The 22014-nt window shown below is 63.7% G+C and carries 19 protein-coding genes; 13 read left to right on the forward strand and 6 right to left on the reverse strand.

The genetic code is table 11. The annotated features are described in order from the left end of the window. Positions 1-6 precede the first annotated feature (6 nt). From K1X71_13320 to K1X71_13330, 3 genes are read right to left on the reverse strand one after another with little or no spacing between them, the layout of a single operon-like run. Positions 7-1416: a hypothetical protein gene (locus K1X71_13320; protein ID MBX7074119.1), complete on the reverse strand. Its 1410-nt coding sequence runs from the start codon at positions 1414-1416 to the stop codon at positions 7-9. Then, complete coding sequence (locus K1X71_13325; protein MBX7074120.1) at positions 1413-1982, reverse strand: hypothetical protein; 570 nt, start codon at positions 1980-1982, stop codon at positions 1413-1415. Before K1X71_13325 ends, K1X71_13320 begins: the two co-directional genes overlap by 4 nt. Continuing rightward, entirely contained in the window at positions 1961-2455 is a 495-nt protein-coding gene (locus K1X71_13330; protein MBX7074121.1) for a hypothetical protein, read from the reverse strand. The genes K1X71_13325 and K1X71_13330 overlap by 22 nt, the downstream gene beginning before the upstream one ends. 373 nt (positions 2456-2828) lie before the next feature. Here K1X71_13330 and K1X71_13335 point away from each other — a divergent pair, with 373 nt between their 5' ends. From K1X71_13335 to K1X71_13370, 8 genes are all read left to right on the forward strand, one after another. Further along, complete coding sequence (locus K1X71_13335; protein MBX7074122.1) at positions 2829-3230, forward strand: response regulator; 402 nt, start codon at positions 2829-2831, stop codon at positions 3228-3230. Positions 3231-3501: 271 nt separating this feature from the next. After that, positions 3502-4200 (forward strand): hypothetical protein, encoded by a 699-nt coding sequence (locus K1X71_13340; GenBank protein MBX7074123.1) that lies wholly within the window; start codon positions 3502-3504, stop codon positions 4198-4200. A gap of 190 nt (positions 4201-4390) precedes the next feature. Further along, positions 4391-5029: a hypothetical protein gene (locus tag K1X71_13345; protein MBX7074124.1), complete on the forward strand. Its 639-nt coding sequence runs from the start codon at positions 4391-4393 to the stop codon at positions 5027-5029. A gap of 32 nt (positions 5030-5061) precedes the next feature. Then, positions 5062-5262, forward strand: a complete 201-nt coding sequence (gene thiS / locus K1X71_13350) for a sulfur carrier protein ThiS (protein ID MBX7074125.1) — start codon at positions 5062-5064, stop codon at positions 5260-5262. 7 nt (positions 5263-5269) lie between these two features. Then, positions 5270-6109 carry a thiazole synthase gene (locus tag K1X71_13355; protein ID MBX7074126.1) on the forward strand — a complete coding sequence of 280 codons (840 nt, stop codon included), beginning with the start codon at positions 5270-5272 and terminating at the stop codon, positions 6107-6109. Positions 6110-6145: 36 nt separating this feature from the next. Continuing rightward, complete coding sequence (locus K1X71_13360) at positions 6146-6592, forward strand: GYF domain-containing protein (protein ID MBX7074127.1); 447 nt, start codon at positions 6146-6148, stop codon at positions 6590-6592. 351 nt (positions 6593-6943) lie between these two features. Continuing rightward, entirely contained in the window at positions 6944-7738 is a 795-nt protein-coding gene (locus K1X71_13365) for a hypothetical protein (GenBank protein MBX7074128.1), read from the forward strand. Positions 7739-7949: 211 nt separating this feature from the next. Next, positions 7950-9230 (forward strand): fatty acid desaturase, encoded by a 1281-nt coding sequence (locus tag K1X71_13370; GenBank protein MBX7074129.1) that lies wholly within the window; start codon positions 7950-7952, stop codon positions 9228-9230. Between the two features lie 170 nt (positions 9231-9400). On the opposite strand, the gene K1X71_13375 is transcribed toward K1X71_13370, so the two are convergent. Continuing rightward, the gene (locus tag K1X71_13375) at positions 9401-10189 is read right to left on the reverse strand and encodes a hypothetical protein (GenBank protein ID MBX7074130.1); all 789 of its coding nucleotides are present in this window, start codon (positions 10187-10189) and stop codon (positions 9401-9403) included. 138 nt (positions 10190-10327) lie between these two features. Between K1X71_13375 and K1X71_13380 the strand changes: the two genes are divergently transcribed. Beyond that, complete coding sequence (locus tag K1X71_13380) at positions 10328-11296, forward strand: tetratricopeptide repeat protein (GenBank protein MBX7074131.1); 969 nt, start codon at positions 10328-10330, stop codon at positions 11294-11296. Positions 11297-11335: 39 nt separating this feature from the next. On the opposite strand, the gene K1X71_13385 is transcribed toward K1X71_13380, so the two are convergent. Next, entirely contained in the window at positions 11336-13360 is a 2025-nt protein-coding gene (locus K1X71_13385) for an alpha/beta fold hydrolase (protein ID MBX7074132.1), read from the reverse strand. Between the two features lie 288 nt (positions 13361-13648). Here K1X71_13385 and K1X71_13390 point away from each other — a divergent pair, with 288 nt between their 5' ends. Continuing rightward, the gene (locus K1X71_13390) at positions 13649-14110 is read left to right on the forward strand and encodes a MaoC family dehydratase (protein ID MBX7074133.1); all 462 of its coding nucleotides are present in this window, start codon (positions 13649-13651) and stop codon (positions 14108-14110) included. 10 nt (positions 14111-14120) lie between these two features. Continuing rightward, on the forward strand, positions 14121-16001 hold the full coding sequence (locus K1X71_13395) for a redoxin domain-containing protein (GenBank protein ID MBX7074134.1): 1881 nt from the start codon (positions 14121-14123) through the stop codon (positions 15999-16001). A gap of 59 nt (positions 16002-16060) precedes the next feature. Here K1X71_13395 and K1X71_13400 read toward each other — a convergent pair whose 3' ends face one another. Further along, the gene (locus tag K1X71_13400) at positions 16061-18583 is read right to left on the reverse strand and encodes a phospholipase C, phosphocholine-specific (protein MBX7074135.1); all 2523 of its coding nucleotides are present in this window, start codon (positions 18581-18583) and stop codon (positions 16061-16063) included. Between the two features lie 121 nt (positions 18584-18704). On the opposite strand from K1X71_13400, the gene K1X71_13405 reads away from it, so the two are divergent. Next, entirely contained in the window at positions 18705-19805 is a 1101-nt protein-coding gene (locus tag K1X71_13405; GenBank protein MBX7074136.1) for a hypothetical protein, read from the forward strand. A gap of 342 nt (positions 19806-20147) precedes the next feature. Beyond that, positions 20148-21875, forward strand: a complete 1728-nt coding sequence (gene lnt / locus K1X71_13410) for an apolipoprotein N-acyltransferase (GenBank protein ID MBX7074137.1) — start codon at positions 20148-20150, stop codon at positions 21873-21875. Positions 21876-22014 lie beyond the last annotated feature (139 nt).

The following is a 22014-nucleotide window of genomic DNA, read 5'->3' on the forward strand; positions in this document are numbered from 1 at the left end:
AGGGCCTCAGTCGGCCTGGGGTTCGATGGTCAGCTCGTACTGAAACTGATCGGCAACCTTCGCGGGCCGCAGAATCGCCGTCTTCCCTTCCAGTCGGTACTCAAACGCGCCCCCCGTCGCCGGGTCGACCGGCACAGGCACGGCCGTCACCTCGGCCAGGCTGGCGGGCAGCTTGCCGTTGTGTTCCGCCGCGTGCAGCCGCAGCGCCTCAATCGCGCGCAACACCGCGATCTTTTGCGTCAGCCGCATCTGCGCCCTGTTGGCGGCGCCCACGTCTGGCAGCAGCATCCTGGCATAAAGGCCTGCTGGCGACGCTGACACCTCGCGCAGGCGCTTGTCAAACGCGGCGATACCCAGCTTCGCCTCGGGGTAAGGCCGCGCGGCCCACAAGATCGACTCGTCGAGCAGGTTGCGATACGCCTCGATCCAGCGCAGCGCCAGCACCTGCGCCACCGGCATCGCCTCGACCAGTTCGGCCGGGCGCCCCCCGGCGATTAGTTCCTGCTTGAATTGCGAATAGCTCGCCAGCGCCGGCAACATAAGCTGCCCAGCCGGAGTCAACATGGCGCTCAGCGATCCCCGCGCATCCCCTCCCGCCATATCGAACAGCTCGCCAAGTTGCTTGGCTAGGTCGTCCGCCTGCTGGCGAGAGAGCACGCTGGTTTGCATCGCCGCCAACAGCGGCGCTGGGATCTCCGCCTCCAGCCAAAGCTGCTCCGCCTCGATGCCTGCCCGCATGTCGATGAGCGGATCGGGCAGTTCGGTCAACGCCCAGTACAAGTTCGGAGCGTCGTCGGAGGCGATCCAGTTCTCGATCTCGGCCAGCGCAAGCTGCGCGCAGGCCACGCCGACCAGTGAACTGATGAGCGGGCCCGACTCGGCCACCTGCCGCGACATCCTCAATGTCGTGGCCAGTGTGCGCGCGGCGGCCCCGTGATTGCCCTGCAAAATCTCCAAGCGCGCCTTAAGCACAAGCAGCCGGCCTGCCCGGCGCAATTCCTGCATCTCTGGCAACTGCGTGGCGACGCCTTGCTCGCGAATCGGTATGTCCCACACCGCCTGTTGTCGGCGCGCGCCAATCTCGATCTCCGCCAGCGCGTTCTTGTACGCGGCCAGCGTCTTTTGCGCCTGGTCGCGCGGCAGCTTGGTGGCTGGCTCGCTGAGATGCTCGGCTAGCGCGTCGGCCTGGCCGGGCGGATCGACCATCTGCATCAGTACGATCGCCCGGTAGTACAACCCGGCGGCGTTGCCCGCTTTCAACTCGCGCGCCGCCGGATAAAGTCGCAGCGCCAGCGCCGGCTCGGGCCGACCGGCGGGTTGCGCCGTAAGCCGTGTCACGTGCGCTTCGTCCTCCGCGCGCGCCGCGCTTGCTAGCGCCAGAACCACCGCCAACCCCCACCATCGTATTGCGTTCATGCCGATTCCTTTTTGTCGAAGGTTGTGGCTGACGGTCGCTCATTCGTCTCGTCGAGCAATCGGTTCCAGGCTTCGCGGTCTCCCCAGCGTAGCGCCGGCCGTTCGCGGGCAGGCCGCGCGGGGCGCCAACTTGCTTCTGCATATTCAGCGCGGTACAGGGCGGCCGGGCTCCAGCGCCAGGCCCCGACCTGCCAACTGGCGCCGGGCCACGGCTGGCTTGGCAAGGGATTCGTTGTCGTCGGCGGCTGCTGCGCGATCGCCGGTTCGCTCGCTTGCTGTGCGCTGGCTTGCGCCGCCGCGTCGTCGCCGATCAAGTCGCTCGTGCGCACATACACCACGCGCTCGCGCGGGTTGACCCACAAGCCAAGCGCCAGCGTGCCCGCTACCAGCGCCAAGGCGGCGGTTGCCAGGGGCCAGCGCCAGCCCACGGCGCGCGGCGCGATCGATTGTTGCCCCAGCCGATACATTAGCCGGTCGCGATCAACGCCGCCGGCCGCCGGCGTCAGTCCCGCCAGCGCGGCCTCCAACGCTTGCAGTTCGCTGGTCAACTCGTTGAATTCGGACATGACACACCCAATCGCTTTCGCAATTCGCCCAGCCCAGCCACGTAGCGCCGCTGCGCCGCGCTGGTTGAGCAGCCCACCAGTTCGCCGATTTCCGTAAAGCTCAACCCGCCCCACAGCCGCGCGACGACCACTTCGCGCGCGTCGGTATCCAATTGCCGCAGTCCTTCGGCCGCCATCCGACCGTCGAGCCAGTCCACTATGCCCGGCTCAAACCAATCGCGCCGCGTGGCCGCCGCGGCCTCGTGTCGTCGGCGCCGTCGCGCCCCTCGCGCCGCCGTCAGCGCCCCGTTCCGCACCGCGCGATAGAGCCAGGCCAATGGCCGGTCGGGCAGCGGTCGCTCGCGCGCTAGTCGCAAGAGCGCCTCTTGCACCACGTCTTCCGGCGCGTCGCACAGCGCCCGTGCGTACAGTTCCAGCGCCCGCCCTTGCGTGGCCAACAGATCGCGCACCAGCGTTAGGGCCGCTTCGTCCATGCTCCGCCTGGTTCAGTCTCGCGGGCGTGTTGCTCTCTCAACAGGTAGACGCCGGTCGAGCCTAATCCTTCCCGCGCGCGGCGGCAAAATTCGCCCAACGCCACCAGCCGGCTGCGCGCCCCTTGCTGCCGAATTGACAGGCGCCGGTTGCTGGTCGCTGCCAGCCGGCAACGCCGCCGCAAAGTCTTTGACCGCGAATTTTGCTGCATGCGCCGCCAGCGCATGCTAGAAGTACTTATAGGGCCAATACTTTGGCTCACGAACCAACTGAGATATGCGCGACCTGGGCAATTTGGTACTTAGTTTGCATCTTGCAGCCAATGTCCATTTGCTCACAAGCACTTACAACCGCGGACTTGGTTGAGGCACAGCCGTGATCGGACGGCAACCTTCCATCCTCATCACCGACGACGATCGCAACTTTCGCGAGGCGATTCGCGACGTGCTGGAGCCGCACGGCTTTCGCACTTTGCTCGCGCGCGACGGCGAAGAAGCGCTGTCGATCCTCCGCGTCGCCCCCATCCATATCGTGCTCACCGATATGCACATGCCGCGGCTCACCGGCCTGGAAATGATTCGCCGCGTCCATCAGATGCGCGGGCTCTTGCCGTGCATTCTCATGTCGGCCGAGGCAGACGATACCCTGGTCCGCGAGGCCCAGGAGGCGCAGGCCTTCACCGTGCTCCCCAAGCCGATCAGCGGCCGGGCGATCCTCAACACGGTCGGCTTCGCCCTGCGCCGCAACTATGGCTGGCGCTGCCTGCCGCAGTCTTAAGCGCGCGGCTCTTGCCGCTGTCTCCCGTGCCCCCCGCGTACCACGGCGAGTTCGACTCGTTATTTCAATAATCGGCCAAAAACTGAAATAACGCGCCCCTTGTCTTCCATTCTCCGCGACTGTGCCGTTCCGCGGCGAACGCCCTTGTCCCGGCCGTATTCGCGGACCCAAACCGCCCCAAAACACCGTTCGTTGACGGTCGCTTTCTGGTCTGACTAATATACCTAAGAGGTAAATAATTACCCCGCTGCGCCCCTCATAGGAACAGGTCGTGACTCAGTTGGCTTGCTCTTCAGTTTGCCGGGTAGTTGGCGGCGCGCTGTGCCTGCTGGTCATCGCCATCCCACAGGCCACACGCGCTCAGGGGCCAATACCAGGCGTCTCTGGTCCCGGCCGCGCCGCGCCGCGCGCCGAGGCGGTGGCCGCGCCGCCAGCCGGCGCGCCAGTCGCCATGCGCCAACACGGCTACTACGAGCATTGGCACGGCACGCGCCAGTACAGCGGTCACTATCAGCCCGAGCATCGCGATCTCTATTCCAGCCAGATGGAGCACAGCGCCTACAGCACGTCGAGCGGGCCGTACGGCTTCGCGCTGGGCACGGCTGCCTTGGCGGGCTTTGCCGATGTCGCCGCGCGTCCGGTGGGGCAAGGCTTCGCCGCCGGGATGAACTCCCCGTGGTACTTTGCGCCCGGCTATTGGAATTCGCCCAACTCGAACTCGACCAGCATTCAACCATCGCCGTACTTCCCCTTTATTCCGTCGCCGTATCAACAGCCGCAGGTGGTTGTGCCGTGGGGAGGTTTTCAGCAGCCGATGTACCACGGCAATTGGGGACAGGGGCAGAACATGCCCGGCTTCGGCTGGGGCTATGCGCCGCAGCGCATGGCGCCGGTCCCGCCGGCGGCGGCGTTTCCTTATTTGCCGCAGCCGACGCCGTTTGCCGACCCATCGGGCGCGGCCGAGTTTTAGCGCCCCGGTCGAGCGGGCAATTCTTGCTCGATTTTCCAGAATTAGCGCGCGCTGGCCGCGCACGGCGGCAAGCATTACGATGCGTTACGGAGCGTCGCGCTGCGGCTAACTGCGACTGGCCCGCGCGATGGCCTCTGTGCGCCGCTTGATAGCACCTTTGTCGCGCTTCGGCCCCAGGTCGAATATGTCCATGGATGACCCCACGAAGTCTGCGCCCGCCGCAACGCCACAACTCGCTCAACCGCATAGCACGACCCTGCCCGCGCGGCGCGGCGGCCTGGCCAAGGTGTTCCGCCTGCTCGGCGGCGCTCCGGTGGCGTGGCTCATCGCCGGCCTGGCGGTGGGTTATGCGGCCCATGCCTGGCAAACCGACGCCGAGATCGTGCTGCCGCTGCCGCCGGCGCATGCCGTGGCCACCGATCGCTACGAAAACTTCGCCATCGCCACCGGGCCCTTGGACACCGATGTCGAGGCGGTGTTCGTACTCGACTTTTTGACCGGCGACCTCAAGGCCGCGGTGCTCAGCGCCCAGCTTGCCCGCTTCAACGCGTTTTATGAAAAGAACATTCTCGAAGATATGGGCATCGACCCCGCGCGCAACCCGCGCTATCTGATGGTGACCGGCGTGGCCAACTTGCGCCGCGGGCTCGGCAACCAGGCGCGCCCCGGCATGTCGGTGGTCTATATCGCGGAGTTGACCAGCGGCAAGATCGCCGCCTACGGCGTGCCGTGGACGCCGCAGTTGCACAACGCGGGGGTGCCGTTTCATGGCACGCTCATTCCGCTCGACATCACGCAGTTCCGCACCGCCGTGGTGCGCGACCAGTAATTAGTGGGCCCGTGGCCGGGGGGCCAATCGCAGTGCAAGTCACCGTCAACGGCGAGCCGCGCGAGCTGAGCGCCGGAACCACCATTGCCGACCTGTTGGCCGAACTCGGAGTGCGCCCGAGGCACTGCGCGGTGGAGTTGAATCTGGAACTGATTCCCCGATCGCTGCACGCCGCTCGCGCGCTGGCCAGCGGCGACCGCGTGGAAGTGGTCACTTTGGTAGGTGGAGGCTAGATAGCACGTGGCGACAGACATCATCGCACCCGATCGCTTGAAGATTGGCGCGCACGAACTCGCGAGCCGACTGATCGTGGGCACCGGCAAATACGCGGGCTACGACCTGATGGCCGAGTCGCTCACGCTGTCCGGAACCGATTGCATCACCGTGGCCGTCCGCCGCGAGCGGCTGATCGACGCCGCCGGTCGCAACCTGCTCGACTTCATCGACACCAATCGCTATCTGCTCTTGCCGAACACGGCTGGCTGTTTTACCGCGGACGACGCGATTCGCGTGGCCCGGTTGGGACGCGAGATCTTGCTAGGGCTAGAGAACCCCGGCGCCGATTGGGTCAAGCTGGAGGTGCTTGGCGACAAAAAGACGCTGCTCCCCGACCCGGTGGCCACGCTCGCCGCCACAGAAAAACTGGTGGCCGAGGGCTTTGCGGTCCTTTGCTACACCACCGACGACCCCGTGACCGCCAAGCGGCTTAAGGAGGCGGGCGCCGCCAGCGTCATGCCCGCCGGCAGCCCCATTGGCTCGGGCCAAGGAATTTTGAATCCCAATAATATCCGCATCTGTCTCGAATACCTCAAAGACGGCGACCCCGACTACCCGGTGATTGTCGATGCCGGGGTGGGCACCGCCAGCGATGTGACCTTTGCCATGGAGCTTGGCGTCGACGGCGTATTGCTCAATACCGGCATTGCCCATGCCCGCGATCCGCTGGCCATGGCCCGCGCCATGCGCGCCGCGATTGAGGCGGGGCGACTGTCGTACCTGGCGGGGCGCATCCCGCGCAAGCTCTACGCCACCGCGTCCAGCCCCGACGAAGGGGTGATCGCCCCGCGGAGCGCGCGGTAACCACACTTTGAGTTTCGACATGGAGACGGCCGCAATATGTGGTACTACGCTCGTAACGGACAGCAATACGGCCCGATCAGCGAGCAGGAATTGCGCCAGCGGATCGCCGCCGGCGAAGTGTACCCCAACGACCTGGTATGGCGCGACGGCATGGGCGACTGGGTGTTGGCCGCGGTCTGCCCTGATCTGGCGGGGGCTTTTCCCCCCGGCGTCGCCGTTCCGCCCCTCCCCCCCGGCTCGGCCGACAGCAAGCGGATTGTCGCGGGCATCTTTGCCCTCCTGCTGGGCAGCTTTGGCGTACACAAGTTCTATTTAGGCATGCCGATGGCCGGCATCATCATGCTGCTGGGCACTGTGGCCACCTGCGGGATAGGGGCGATGGTGACGCACGTCGTCGGCATCATCGAGGGAGTGATCTACCTCTCCAAGTCCGACGCCGATTTCTACCAGACGTACGTCGTCGGCAAACGAAGCTGGTTCTAGCTGGCCCGGCGTCTTGAGCCCCGTCGGGGACCGCGCCGCCCAGGCGCCGCCTGGCCGCTATCTACAACGGATTGTCATTTTTTCCCTGGCCTGCGCCGGCCGGTTGAGCCGCCGAGTGGCGCTAATGGTTATGGCGCAATGTTTACCGGCCTGGTGAAAAACTTCACAAGCGTTTGGCGCGTGACTCGCAAGATTCCGGCGGCTACAAATCTCACGGAGGCTGGTTATCGTACAGAATACAAGCAGGCGTCTGCGTTATTCATAATTGGTTCCACCGGAACAGGAACCTCCGCCAGACGCCTGTACGCCATGGCCGGTCACGAGAGAGAAGAGGCGTCTATGTTCGCGCGCATGACTCGCACGAAATGGTTCTTGGCCACTGCGCTAACGCTGTTGGCGGCCCGGCCCGCGTATGCGGCTAGCGACGAGCCGTTTGTTTCTTCCACCGAACTGGGTGTGACCATCACGGCCAACGACGTGTTCGACGGCATCGAAGAGTCGATGACCTTTTGGCCGGCGGTGCGCAAGCATCTGGCCAGCCCCGAATTCGGTGTGGCCGATCTGGCCCAGCGCAAGGAAGTGGTGGCGTACATCCGCGACGTGCAAGGCAAGCTGCACGACCGCCTGATGGGAGGCGACAACGCGCAAGGCATGGACGTGTTGAATTTTGCCTGCTGGAACCTGCGGCGCATCCATTTCATGCGCGAGATGCGTGGCACGATCAACGCCGACGACGCGCTGCCCCGGTTGCGCGTGGAGTTTCACAATCACTACGCTCGCCTGCTGCGCGAGCAAGGCGTTGTGGCGCCTGAGCAATTGACGGCGGCGATTGAACCGCAGCTTAAGCTGTTGGCCCTGCCCGTCGATCGGCATGCGCAGGCGATGGAGCTATGGCATAAGGTGGCCCTGTGCCTGATCGCGATGGAAGCGACCGGCGTCGGCGCCGTGATGCGCGAGGCGGACCACGCGCTCGATGGATCGCCCGCGGCCGAGTTGACGCGGCGGGTGGTGGCGGCGGCCGACCTGGCTTCGATTATGAAGTCGCAGTCAGGCCCGGCCACCAAGGCCGACTTTCTGGCCGCCTGGGACCGGCTGGCGCCGCCGAGCCTGATCGCCAGCGCCGAGGCGCCGGTGGTCGGTCAGTAATAGCGCCCCTCGATTCTCTGGGCCGCGCAGGCCGTGCGATCGTTCAACTTTCGCCAGCCGCGCGGCCCCTTCGGTTGCATTCGACCCTCCCCCGCCGTTGGGGCTACGCAGTTGACCGCGCCGCGAGGTCGATGAACGCAATACGGCCCGCCGCGCTCCTCCCCTGGTTGGGTAAGCGCTACGCCAGGCCGCGGCTCGGGTTAGCGCTTGCATGGAAGCCACTCAAGAAAGTCGCCTCACCCCGCGCGAATTGAGCGCGCTCGTGCATCCGTTTCGCTTTCTGGACAACTACACCAACCTGCTCTATCTGGCGGCCGATTACGTCACCCTGATCGTCACGCTCGCGGCGGCGATCACCTTTTGCCATCAGCGCGCCGCCTGGGGACTGCACCCGGCCTGGACCATCCCCGTGGGATTGGCCGCGCTGGCCATCGTCGGCGCGGCGCAGCACCGGCTGGCCGGCTTGGGGCACGAAGGGGCGCACTACATCCTGTTCAAGCACCGCGTGCTCAACGAGGTGGTCTCGGATCTGTGCTGCATGTTTCCCCTCTTTTCGACCACCGAGCAGTACCGGCAGATCCATCTAGGGCATCACGAGTATGTGAACGACTGGCAGCGCGACCCCGAACTGCTCAACCTGGGCAAGACGCGGATGATGGACCGCTTTCCCATGACGCGCTGGGAATTCATCTACAACTTTGGACTGCGGCTGTTCTGGCCCCCCACGCTGCTGCGCTACATGTGGGACAACATCTATGTGACCGCGCTCGGCCTGGGGCTGCATCCGTATCAAGACGAAGCGCGCCGCGCCCCGCGACTCTTGGGTGTGGTGCGGCTCACCAGCGCGCTTGGGGTGTTGTATCTGGCGGCGCTGGTCGGTGTGATGGGGTACCTGAGCCACCACGGCAGTTGGCTCTCGCTGACGCTCACGCCGCTAGCGATGTACGCGGCCGCGCTGGCGGTGCTGGCGGCGCTGCCGACCGACTGGTTCTTTTCTTCCCGGCTGCGGCCGGTGTATCCCATCAAGATCACCAGCGCCCTGCGGTTGGGTTTTATCACCGCGCTGGAGTGCGTGCTGGCGTGGTCGATGTTCGCCACCGGCTTTGAGTGGGGGGTGTACTTCTGGCTGTTTTGGATGCTGCCGCTGTTCACCACCTTTCCCTATTACATGCTGCTCCGCGATCTCTTTCAGCACGCCAACGCCGATGGCGGCAAACTCACCAACAGCCGCGTGGCCGAGTGCAATCCGCTGTTGCGCTGGGGCATGTTCATCTACGGCCAAGACGTGCATCTGACGCATCACTTGTACCCCGCCGTGCCCCACTACCGGCTGCGCGCGCTGCACGAGGCGCTGATGCGCCAGCCATGCGACTATCGCGACGAGGTGATCGAGTGCCACGGCACGATCACCAACCCACGGCGCTTGCCGTCGTTGTTGGACGTGATCGAGAAGCCGGTGTCGTGGCAGCGAATCGCTAACGGGCGTGGTTAACAGGAGGCAGCAGCCAAAGCGCGAGGATCTCGATCACAACCAAAAAATTAGCTCGAACCACGGCCAGCGATTCTTCTTGATAGGCTGCTCGTCCATGCAGTCAGGATAGCAGGAGTGCGCGGAAGTCGTTTGCGTCAGTTGCCTGGTCAGTGAACGCGAGGCATTTCGCATCAATCATGCGGCAGCGGAATCGCCGAATCTTTCAAGATTCGATTGAACATTTCTTCGGCGGCGCTAGAAATGAGAAACGATCGCTGCTTGCAGTCGGCAACATATGCTTTCACCCGGCAGCATTCAAAACAAATTACGAAGTCGGCGATCAGGCCGTCATGCTCAGCACGAATTGCGTGACGCGGAAAGAAGCAGAAGGCGACTCCTTCGCGATACCCCGTTACGGCTGCCTCAAACGCATCGGCCACATTCTGCATTGCTTTTTCGTCGGTGATAACCTTGGTCCCTAGCACCTTCCAGCCATGAAAACCGTCCTTTGAGTTCTCGTCGAGAGGGTTTGGGTCTAGAGACATCAGTTTAAGAGTCTTTGAGGCGTAGAGAATCGTACGGAGGTCACACGGAATCGATTGACGGTTTTGACTTGGCTCGACAAGCGCTACTTCATGCGATCCATCGCTGTCTACCACTACCACTTTGTCGGGTTGAGTCGCCGCCGGAACTTCTATGCAAGCCACGTAGGTCGTAACTTTCGGCAGCGAATTGCCGGTGGGCTTGGTGTGTACAAGGCGAAATGAATTGGGTGGTGTGGCTGTTGGATCGGGTACTAGTTCGTTCTTCCAGCCAGTGGTCGGATTGGTGCCCATCGCGACAACGGACAAGTGTTTGCCATCCCATCGGGCATAAAAACAACCAGTAGTGGCTGGCGATGCTGCGGCCGCGCTCGTAGCCAGTATTGTCACGCTCGCTGCGCAATAGGCGACCCTTGCTGCGATGGTCAAATACGACATGTGTCTCGGACTCCCTAAAAAAAGCTGGCGCGCAGATATTTTCGGGCGAGGCTCGGAGGAATACTATCAGGCGCAGGTCGCCGTGGCCAGAAAGCGTCGGGCATTGGGAGCGGCGTTGCAGGGCACGGAGAATACAGCATGAGCATCTCAGCGGAAGATGCGACAGCGCAAGGCAAGTTGCTGCTGGACAACGGCGATTTCGACGGCGCGATAGCTGCCTACACCAAGGCCATTCGTCTGAATCCACAAAACGCTCAGCACTACTCCAGCCGAGGCCAAGCTTACGAGCGAAAAGGCGAATGGGACAACGCCATCGCCGACTGCACCGAGGCAATTCGCCTCGATCCGCATGGCGCCGAGGGACACTTTGTTCGCGGAGTCGTTTATGGGCTGCGAGGTGATTTTGATCGAGGTATTGCTGATTGCACAGAGGCTATTCGCCGCGATCCGAAGTTGTTTAAAGCAGTTTGGTGGCGAGCCCGCCTCTATGATGCGAAGGGTGAGTTCTACAAGGCGATTGCCGACTTCACGGAATCCATCCGGCTCGATCCACGATATGCCGAAGTCTACTGGGGACGTGGCCATGCCTATAAGGAAACGGGTGAGTTCGACAAGGCGATCGCTGATTTCACGGAGTCCATTCGGCTCAAACCACGGTATGCCCAAGTTTATTTTGGACGGGGCTATGCTTATGGTAAGAGGGGTGAGTTCGACAAGGCGATTGCTGACTACACCGAGGCCATTCTACTCAACCCGGAGTATGTCACCGCGTACTACAATCGAGCCAGCGCCTATGGCAAGCAGGGTGAGTACGACAAGGCGATTGCGGATTACACCGAGGCCGTCCGAATCGACCCAAAGGATGCGGGGGCGCACTACAATCGTGGCTGCACCCATATCGAAAAGGGTGACTACGACGCTGCGATCACCGACTTTACTTCGGCGATTCAGATCAATTCCCAAGCTGGGTGCTTTTTCTACGCTCGCGGTTATGCGTACTCCGAAAAAGGCGACTACTACAACGCCGAAGCGGATTTGCGCCAGTCCGAGAAATTGGGATACAAAGGGCCTGGGGAATCACAGAGTAGACGGGACCGAATGTCGTAATGCTCGACTTCGGCTATTGAGCCCCCCGCCATCCCCGCGTCATTGCGCTGAGGTCTGCGGCGCGATCAGCATCGGCCCCATCGCGGTCGGCGATGGCGGCGCAAGGCCCGGCGGCGCAGGACCAATCGGCATCGCGGCCGGCGCCGCAAGTCCCGGCGGCAACCGGTTCGGCGCCGAAGCCGGATAAATCCTCGGTAGTCGCGGGTCGGGCGTGGCGTTCAACTCCGCCAGGTTCTCCAGCAAGATGCGCCGCACCTCCAGCACCGCAATCGGGTGCCGATGCACGTGCGAGTGATCGGCGTTGACCACAATCTCGGAATCGACGTTGTCCAGGTGCGCGCTGTCGTAACCCACCACGCCGTCCCCTTTGCCAGAGACGCGCGTCAGCAGCCCGTCTCCCTCGATCACGCCGACAATGTTGTGGCGCTTCAGCGCCGGCGGTCGCGGCGCGGCGAGCATGATCGGCAGTATGGGGCAATCGGGCGACAGCGAATCGATCGACGTGGGGGTGTGCAAGATCGAGTCGTTCTTGAACGCCCCGGGGTTGTCGCGATAAAGCTGCTGCCCAGAGCGGACCAGCATCTGCGGCATCGACACCAGCTTGCGCCCCAGATAGCGAGTGGCCTCGTTGGCGAAGGTGCTTCCCCGGTGCGGCGTGCCAATGGTGATCACGCGGCGCACCCCCGGGTTGGTGTGAAAGTAAAAGGTGTTGGCCAGCCGGGCCTTGGTGTCGGCGTCGGTGTCGATCTCTTGCAGCGGCTTGTCGCTGACCGCCTTCCAATAGTCGTCGCCGCTTTCCAAGGTTTGCAGCACCGACACCAGCCCCCCCATGCTATGCCCGACCAAAATCAACTGGTCCAGCGCCGGTTGTCGCACTTCGGGGTCGAGTATCTGCCGGGCTTCGACCAAATCTTTGCGCAACTGCGCGGCGCTGATCCAGAACGGTTGCCCGGTGGGATAGAGATAAAACCAAAACTGGTAGCGCTCGCGAATCCGCGGGTCGCTCCGCAGATCGTTGAACATCTCCATCCAGGTGATGGGGCTCGACCACAGGCCATGCACCATCAGCACCGGAATCTTGCCCGGCTCATACGGCTGCACCATGTAGATGCCGCGTAGATTTTGATACTTCTCGGGCGACAGAAAACCGAGCGTGCTCAGATCCTCGACCTTGGGCTCGTTCAGAAAGTAGGCCAGCGGCGTGCTCAGGTCGCTCTCTAGCGGCACGCGCACGCCCGCGATGTCGATGTCGCGTACGGCCAGCGGATCGTACAGTTCCAGTTCAGCGCGCAGCGAGCCATCGGTGGCGTTGCGCGGCAGCACGCGCAAAAAGGCGGTCGCGGGGACGCTCAATCCCGGCGGGTAAAACTTTTCGCTCGGGATCGGCGTTTGCGGTTGGCGGCGTATCGCGATCAGCGGCACGCCCAGCCCGTAATTGCGATACTGATTGGTCAGGCCCTGCACTTCGTAATCGGAGACGAACTCGAACTTTTCGATCTCCTCGGGCCGCCAGGTGGTTCCCTTGCCCACCACGCACACTTCGCAGGTGTGAGCGCCGGTGTGGATCTGATGTTTGCTGCCGGGGCGCAGGCCGTCCTTGTCCGCCACGATGCGCAGCATCGCTTCCAGCGCGCTGTTGTACAGGTTGCAAGCGCCGCGAAACTCCGGATCGTAGACGTTGCGCTGATACGCCAGGCTGTGATCGAACAGATACTTGTAGGCGTGGGCGACGGCGCCGCCATAAAAGTCGAGCGCGGCGGTTTTGTCTTTTGGTTTGGCCTTCACGCCGCCGATGTAGGCCAACTCGGCCAGCGCGTAGCTCGCCTCGGCGGTCGGTTCGTGCTCGTAGAATTTTTCCAGCTTTGCTAGCACCACGCGGCTGTCGTCGCTCGCCGCGTCGGCCAGACCATAACGGCGCAGCACCTGCGTGGCACGCGGACTGGGCTTGGGGCCACTGCGCGAAAAGAGTTGAAGCTGGTCAGCCAGGGGGTTCTGCGGCGTTTTGCGCAGCGACACGTACTCGCTCGAAGCGCACGCGCCAAACAGCGGCAGCGCGAGAATCACGACCCACAACCCGCGCCGCGAGGCGCGAGCCGGCGGCCCAACGCAATGTCCAGGCTCGCTCAATGTCATTCCGTCGGTAAAGCGAGTAGACTGGGGAAACTCGGCGCCGCCGGTGCGCTCGCAATCCATTGCGCGCGCGGCCGTGGACAGAACCCGAGGGGGCGGGAGAATAGGAACACTCCCCCCCGCGCGTCAACGCCGGTTGCCTGGCAACCGAGTTGCAAAACCCCCAGCGCGGGTTGCCAATACACCCGCACGACGGAACTTAACGGAACGAGGCTGGCAAGCATGGCCCTACGAGTCATCAAGGGATTGGACGAACTGAAGACGCTGATTGGCCAGTCGCTCGGCACCAGCGATTGGTTGCCGATCACCCAACAGCAGGTGCAGCAGTTCGCCGACTCCACCCGCGACCATCAGTGGTTGCATGTCGATCCCGAGCGGGCCCAGCGCGAAAGCCCTTATGGGCAAACGATCGCGCATGGCTTTTTGACCCTCTCCCTTTGCCCGGCCTTGGCTCAAGACACCTTCCAGATCGAAGGGATCAAGATGGGGGTGAACTACGGACTGAACCGGGTTCGGTTCCCCAACGCCGTGCGCGTCGGCTCGCGAGTGCGCTTGACCTCGCAATTAGTCGATCTCAAAGAATGTCAGGAAGGCGCGACCGTCACCTACAAGCAAACGATCGAAGTCGAGGGAGAAGACAAGCCGGCCTGCGTGGCCGAAATGATGGCCCGCCTCTACTTTTGATGCGACCCGTATGTTGCGCCCTGCCTTGATCGCGCTAGTGCTTGCCCTGCCGGCCGTGGCCGGCGCCGCCGCGCCGCAAGGCCCCATCGCCGACTTTGCCCTGCGCGATATTCACGGCCGCCAGGTCGCCCTGACCGACGCCGCGGGCCAGCGCTTGACCGTGGTGGTCTTTCTTGGCGTCGAGTGCCCCTTGGCCCGGCTCTATGCGCCGCGCCTGGTCGAACTGGCCAGCGCCTATCGCGATCGGAGAGTCGCCTGGGTGGCGATCGACTCCAACCGGCAAGACGCGCTCTCCGAAATGGGGCACTACGCCCGCGAGTTTCAACTGCCGTTTCCGCTGCTCAAAGACGACGACAACGCCATTGCCGACGCCTTTGCCGCCCAGCGCACGCCCGAGGTCTTTGTCCTCGATGCCGAGCGGATGGTGCGCTATCACGGCCGCATCGACGACCAATACCAGCCGGGCCTGTCCGGCGCGCGCGCGCGGCGCGACGACCTGCGCCAGGCGCTCGACGAACTGTTGGCCGGCAAGCCGGTGTCCGTGCCAGAAACGCCGCTGGCCGGTTGCTTGATCGGTCGCCGGCCGTCGCGGCCACCGCTCGACAACCCCACCATCACCTGGACGCGCGACGTGGCGCGGCTCTTTCAGTCGCATTGCCAAGACTGTCATCGGCCCGGCGAGATCGGCCCCATGCCGCTGTTGACCTACCAAGACGTGCAAGGCTGGGAGCCGATGATTCGCGAGGTGGTGTCGCAGGGGCGCATGCCCCCTTGGCACGCCAATCCCGAGGTGGGCCACTTTGTCAACGATGTCAGCCTCTCCCAGACGGACAAGCAAACCATCCTCGATTGGATCGACCAAGGCATCCCCGAGGGAGACCCGGCCCACGCGCCGCCGCCGGCCACTTTTCCCGAGGGTTGGCACATCACTCAGCCAGACCAGGTGGTCTACATGAGCGAACAACCGTTCGCCGTGCCGGCTGAAGGCATCGTCGAGTACAAGTGGTTTGTCGCCGACCCTGGCTTCAAGGAGGATCGCTGGATCAAGGCGGCCGAGTGTCGCCCCGGCAACCGCGCCGTCGTCCATCATGTGACGGTCTACTACAAACCGCCGGGCGTGCCATTCGATCTGCGCATTGGTCGCCGCGTGAATCTGCTGGCGGGCTACGCGCCCGGCAAGATTCACTACACGCCGCTGCCGGGCTTGGCGTTTTATCTGCCGGCCGGCACGCAACTCGTGTTCGAGATGCACTACACCCCCAACGGCTCGCCGCAAGAGGACCGCAGTTCCATCGGACTGGTCTTCGCCAAGCCCGAGGAGGTGGAAAAGCAACTCTACTGCGTAATGAACGCCAACGATCAGTTCAGCATTCCGCCCGGCGTGGACAACCATCGGGTCGATGCGGCTTACGAGATCGACGAAGACTCGCTGTTGTACTTCATGAGCCCGCACATGCACCTGCGGGGAAAGTCGTTCCGGTTCGACGTGGTGTACCCCGGCGGCGCGCGCGAGACGCTGCTGGATATTCCGCGGTTCGATTTTGGCTGGCAGACCAACTACATCCTGGCCGAGCCGAAGCGCCTGCCCAAGGGAAGTCGAGTGCTCTGCGCCGCGCACTACGACAACTCGGCCGAAAACCTGGCCAATCCCGATCCCACGGCCACGGTGCGCTGGGGAGATCAAACCTGGGAAGAGATGATGATCGGCACCATTGCCATCGCGCCGGTCGATCAGGACCTGCGCCGCGGCCTCGGCGTCCCGAAGCGCAGCTTCGATCCGAGCCAGTGGTGGTATCCGCAGTACACGCCCTTGGCGCTAGGCGCTTTCTTGCTGGCCCTGCTGGCCAGCCTCTACGCCGGCTGGCGATTCTTGCGCCGCGGAGCGGTTTGAACTCGCTCCGCTAGCCTCGCTCGTCGCGCGCCTTGATCGGCGCTACGGCGAAATCGCGCTCAGCTCACTTCCCGCCCGATCAAGGGATCGCTGAAGCTCCACTTCCCCGTTTCGATCCGGCCGGCGAAGGTCTGTTCCCAAGATTTATCCGCGCCGCGGATGGCGAAGTCGTACCACGAGTGGCTCGATTTGGCCTCGACCACGTGCGTCAGCGTTGCCTGCGCCGCGATGGTCTGGCGGTGCGTCGCGTTGCCGTACGATCGCGATTGAATCTCGACCTCGACGGCCCGCGATTCAAGATTGGCGATGCGAACTTCGACATCGCCGCTCAGCGACCCATCGCCTCGCGACGTCGCTGGCTGGACACGGATTCCCACGCGCGGGCCATCTGCCGCGCCGCGGAACTCGCGCTGGAACCCGTTCGGCCCCGACACGACCAAGTGATAGGCGCCGTCGGCAAAAGCGGCGAGCGGCCACGAGTCTTCCACCACCGCGCCTGCCGCGACGGCGTAATCGCGCACTTGCATTTCGCCCGTCGCCGTACGCGCGTAAACGGTCAGCGGCGCGCCGGCTGCGCGCTCGCCAAATTGCTGGTTGCCGGCTTCAAAACGAAGAACGACACTGTCGCGATCGGCGGTCAGCGCGGCGTCGGCGTGCAATTCGTACGGCAGCGGGCTGGAGCGCCGCAGGCCCGGTTCCTGGCGCGGCAACAATGGCGAGGCCGCTGGCTCGCGGCGGATTTGCGCAATTTCGTCCTCCGTAAGCGCGCGAAAGTCCGTCGGCGCTTGCTTGAATTTCGCGCGGTGGATCCCTTCGATCACGGCGCTGGCCGCCGGCGCCGGCGGCAACCCGCTTTGCGCTCCGTCGAACGCCTGAAACGCCGACGTCAGATCGCCGCACACCGCGCGCCGCCATGCGCTGATGTTGGGTTCTTCGACCGCATGGCCGGTCTTGTGCGTGAGGAACTTTTCCAAAAATTGCAGCACCGACGTATGATCGAACACCTGCGAGCAGACGCAGCCGCCGCGGGTCCACGGCGACGCGATGATCATCGGCACGCGATAGCCCAGCCCAATCGGCGCCTCGCGGGCCCATTGGCCGCGCTTTAGCTTGCGCTCTTCCTCGGCGTCGACGTAATCCACGCTGGTGTCGATACCGGCCGACGCCTTGCCCGTCTCCGGGCGGCGCGGATGCGGCGCCACAAACGGCGGCACATGATCGAAGAAGCCGTCGTTTTCGTCGTAGGTGAGAATGAAGATCGTTTTCTTCCACACCTCCGGATTGCTGGTGAGAATGTCAATCGCTTCGGCAATGTACCAGGCGCCGTACCAGGCCGAACCCGGATGATCGGAAAACCGCGCCGGCGCCGTCAACCAAGACACGGTCGGCAACTTGCCCGACTGAACATCCTGGCGGAACGTGTGAAAGACGTCCCCCTGCGGCATCTGCACGCGGCGCTTTTCGCCGTCGTCGTCATAGGCGTGCGTCGTAAGCTGGCGATAGGCGGGGTCGGCGGCGTTGGTCGAAAAGGCCTTTTCGTGCAGCGCCTTCGCGCGCGCGGAAAGCTGTTCCCATTTTTCGGCGGAGTATTGCTCGCGTTCTTGCTGCAGTTCGTCTAGCGCGGCGCGCTGTTCCGCCAGTTGCTCTCGCAGGGGTTTGGCGTCTTCCTCTTGGCCCGCTTTCGCGGCGATCTGCTGTTCCAGTTCCGCGATCCGCTGTTGCCGCGTTTGCGCCAGCCGCTCGACATAGCGGCGACGCTCCGCCGCAAACCGCACCTGGTACTGCGTGAAGTACTCCAGCGGGTTGTCGCCAAAGTTCGCCAGCCACGCCTCGTTTTCTCCCACCAATCCCGAGGGAATCGTCAGGTCGTTCTGGTAGCACTTCCAGGAAACGCCCAGGTCTTCCAACCGCTCGGGGAAGGTCGTCCACGACACCTCGGCGCCATAAACGGCTTCGTCGTTGTACATCTTGGCCGGGCTGTCGGCCGACTGCTTTTCGCGGACCGTGCCGCTCCACAGGTAGAGCCGGTTGGGCGTGGTGCAGGTGAGCGCCGAGCAGAAATGCTGATCGCAAATGGTGAACGCGTCGGCCAGCGCGTAATAGAAAGGAATGTCCTCGCGCGTGTAGTACCCCAGCGCGAACGGCATGCCCTCATATCCCTCCCCCAGATGTTTCACATCCAGCCAGCGGTCGTACTGGCCGTTGTTGCGGGCGTCGACCTGATCGGGCCGGCCGTGCGGCAGGCAGCCCAGCCAGGTCGAGTTGGTGTCCTTGATATCAAGATGAAAGGGAACGTAGCTCTCGCCGCCGCGGTTCGATTGCACCCACACCGGGTTGCCGTTGGCCAGCTTGATCGCGCGCGGATCGTCGAACCCGCGGACACCATTCAGCGCCCCAAACGCGTGATCGAACGATCGGTTCTCCTGCATCAGGATGACCACATGTTCGGCGTCCAAAAACGTGCTGTCCGGATCGGGGGCGATCGCCAGCGCGCGTTGGATGGAATCGAGCGGAAAGCCCCCCAGTCCGGCGGCGCCAGACAAGATGGCGGCCCGCTTCAAGAATTGACGGCGTGTTTCCATCACGTGCTCCCGAAAAGCGCCGCTGCTTGCAAAAAAGCGCGACGAAGGTAGGTTGGCTGGCGACGAGCGATTGCCCACAAAACGTCGATCGTAAAAGGGGGCGCGGCGGCTAGCAAGTCCCGTGCTCGCCGCCTACGGTATTGCCGGCCGCGCCGCTAGCCACACCGCGCATCGTGCGCAGGTCCGGCCCTTCACGCCGTCAGACCCTCGCGACGTTCACCCGCTGGCCGCTTGTCGCGCCAGCGCGTCGCGCCAATACTGCTCCTTACCGCCGCCGCTCCAAGAAAATAGCTGCGGATCACGGAGCGGACACATTATGTTTTCAATCGCTCTAACGCTAATCGTACCGCTCTTTGCAGTGTGCGCGTCTAATGTCGTCCCGCCGGTGACTGCCGTGGTTGTGGGGGAGCGAGTCTACTGGCAAGGCCATAGCCCCGCAGACGGTGTATTTCGCCTCCATTCCACGTCGCCAATGGACCCAATGGTTATCGGTAATCATTGCTTTTTCCTGTTGTGGTCGAGCGATCAGCCGATCGCGTGGCATATTCGCGACAAGGAAGTGTGGGCCGTGACGTGTCGGTTGCAGCAGCCGACGTTTGAAGCCTATTATCTCTCAAAAATGCCATTGGCGAGTTCACAGACGAGTGGTGTGCTACGGGCTCAGGAGGTGCTTGCGAGATGTGGCCCTTTGGAGGCACTGCGCAATAGTCTGCACTCGCAAAACTTGCCACCGGTTTACTTCGACTACGTGTCTGTCGCTAAGGATCGTGGACGACTGTTTGCGCTTGCCAGTAATCGAGTGATGAGCGAGTGGGAGTATTCATTTGTCGTCAAGAATCCGAACGCTGTTCCACCCGATCAGAAGATCAAAGGCAAATGGACCAAGGTTGCGGAGTATCCTGCGGAGTTCTTTGAGCCGTTCACGATCTTCATGCAGCCGAACGGGCCAGCCGCCGTGACAGAATCGGGGCGGCTCTATACCCTGCGTGGCAAGCGCGAATGGGCAAGACTGCGAAAGTTTCCGCCACATGGGCAAGGTGGAATTGTGGCTGTGATCGAAGACTTGCGAACCGGCAAGACCCACGCCTTCACCAAGACCACCTGCTTCACGCTGAGCGATCCAGATGTCGCCAGATCGTTCCAGTTTCCCGCCATGGGGGACCATCCCGATTCAACAGCCAAAGCCTTGGTTCGAGCGGTGGAATTCCTCGATCAAAAGTGAACGCTCGCGCCGCTGCTCGTTCACTCAAAGCCATGCGTTTCAAATCGATCATCCCCGGCGTGGATTTCCCTGCGCTGCCCAATCCGCGCGGCTGCCAGTTGTTAGCCCTCCAGTTCCAGCTTGAGCGGGCGTCTCCGCTCCGTGATCCGCAGGCGGCCAGGCGGCCAGCGGTTCAGCCAGATGACGCGCCGCCAGCCACTGACAATGAGCGACCACGCGCTGCGCGTCGTCATCGCCGGCTCGCCCTGCCGAAAACGCCCCCGCAGCGCCCAGCCGATCTCGACAATTTGGCCAGAAACAGGGAAGCTGCGAATAATGACTTAGCTTTCCAGCGGATTGCCGATGGCCAGTTTGGTGAATGAGCGACGCGCGACCGGCGGCACGGCAGCCAGCCCGGCCCGCGCCATAGCCACCGCCGAGCCTGCCGGCGCTCGTCGCGCCACGCTCCTGGCCGCGCTCGGTTCGGCCATTTCTCTATGGGCAGCGTTTCCACCGCTCGATCTGTGGCCGCTGGCCTGGGTCGCGCCCTTGGGTTGGTTGTGGCTCTGCCAGCGGCCAACCTTGTCTGGCCGACGACCATACACAGCGATTTGGTTTTCTGGCTTTGTGTTTTGGATGCTCACGCTGCACTGGCTGCGCTATCCGCATCCGGCCACGAGCATTGGCTGGCTGGCGGCGTCGTTTTATTTTGCCTTTTATATCCCGGCGTTCGTCGCGCTGGTCCGCGCTGCCGTCTGGCGCCACCGCTGGCCCCTCTGGCTCGCCGCGCCCGTCGTCTGGACCGGTCTGGAACTGCTGCGGGGGCATCTGCTCACCGGCTACACCGGCGCCAGCTTAGGGCATACGCAATATCGTTGGCTGGCGCTGATTCAGGTGGCCGATTTCGCCGGCGCCTACGGCGTGAGCTTTTTGGTCATGCTCGGCGCCGCGGCGCTTGACGGCGCGCTGTTCGCCGCGCGCCGTACAACCGCGCGCCGTACTGCCGCATCGTGGCCCGCCGCACGCTGGTTGCCACTGGTGGGGGCCAGCCTGGTCGTCGCGCTCGCTTGCGGCTACGGAACCTGGCGCTTGTCGTATCAACCGCCGGCCGGGCCGCGGCTCAAGGTGGCGCTGATCCAAGGTTCGATCGATACGCAGGTCAAGGTCGATCCGAATCAGCGGTTTGTCGTGTACGACCATTACCTGGCGCTGTGCCGCCAGGCGAAGCGCCAACACGCCGATCTCGATCTGATGATCTGGCCCGAGACGATGTTCCGCGAACCGCTGATCACCTTTGGCGACGACTTTGCTCCACCCGTCGACGCCGAGTGGACCGCCGACGACGCGCGCCTGGCGGCGCGACGCAACCGGCAATTCATCGGCGGCATGACGCGCGATCTGGGGGTCGCTCAGATACTCGGCATCGACCGGCAGCATCTGGTTCATCGCAAAGTGGAGCACTTCAACACCGCGCTGCATGTCGACCGCCAGGGACAGGTCGCCGGCATGTATGCCAAGATGCACCCGGTGATGTTTGGAGAATACATTCCGCTGGGGCAATGGCTGCCGTGGCTTTACGAGATCACGCCCGTTGCCGCCGCGCTCACGCCCGGCGCCGGGCCAGCGGTGTTCGCGGTCGGTGGCTTGCGGCTGGCGCCGAACATCTGCTTTGAGAACTTCTTGCCGCATCTGGTTCGCTCGCAGGTGCGCCAGTTGCGCGCCGCGGGCAGCGAGCCAGACGTGCTGGTGAACTTGACCAACGACGGTTGGTTTCGCGGCTCCAGCGAACTCGACTTGCATTTGAACTGCGCGGTGTTTCGGGCGGTGGAGCTGCGCAAGCCGTTCTTGATCGCGGCCAACACCGGCTTTTCGGCCTGGGTCGCTCCGACTGGCCAGATTCGCGCACGCGGGCCCCGCCACCAACCGGCTGTGGTGATGGCCGATGTGGGACGCGACGGTCGCCAAAGCCCCTACGACCAGTGGGGCGACCTGTTCGCCGGGCTCTGTCTGGCGGCCTCGCTGGGCATCGCCGCCGCTGCGCTGTGGCCGCGACGATGGTCCCGGCTGCCGGCAGTCCAGCGCCGGTCGTAGCGACTGTCCGGCCGGCGGCGCCGCCAATAGCGGCTGGCGCGCCCGCCTTGTCCGTAACGGCCGTTAGAGGCCGAACTTGCGCGAGCTTTGCGGGCGGGTTCGCGCCGGCTCGTTCGTTGAATGCGTCCTGCGGCCAGCG

This window comes from Pirellulales bacterium, from assembly GCA_019694455.1.
In the GTDB taxonomy this organism is placed as follows: Bacteria; Planctomycetota; Planctomycetia; order Pirellulales; family JAEUIK01; genus JAIBBY01.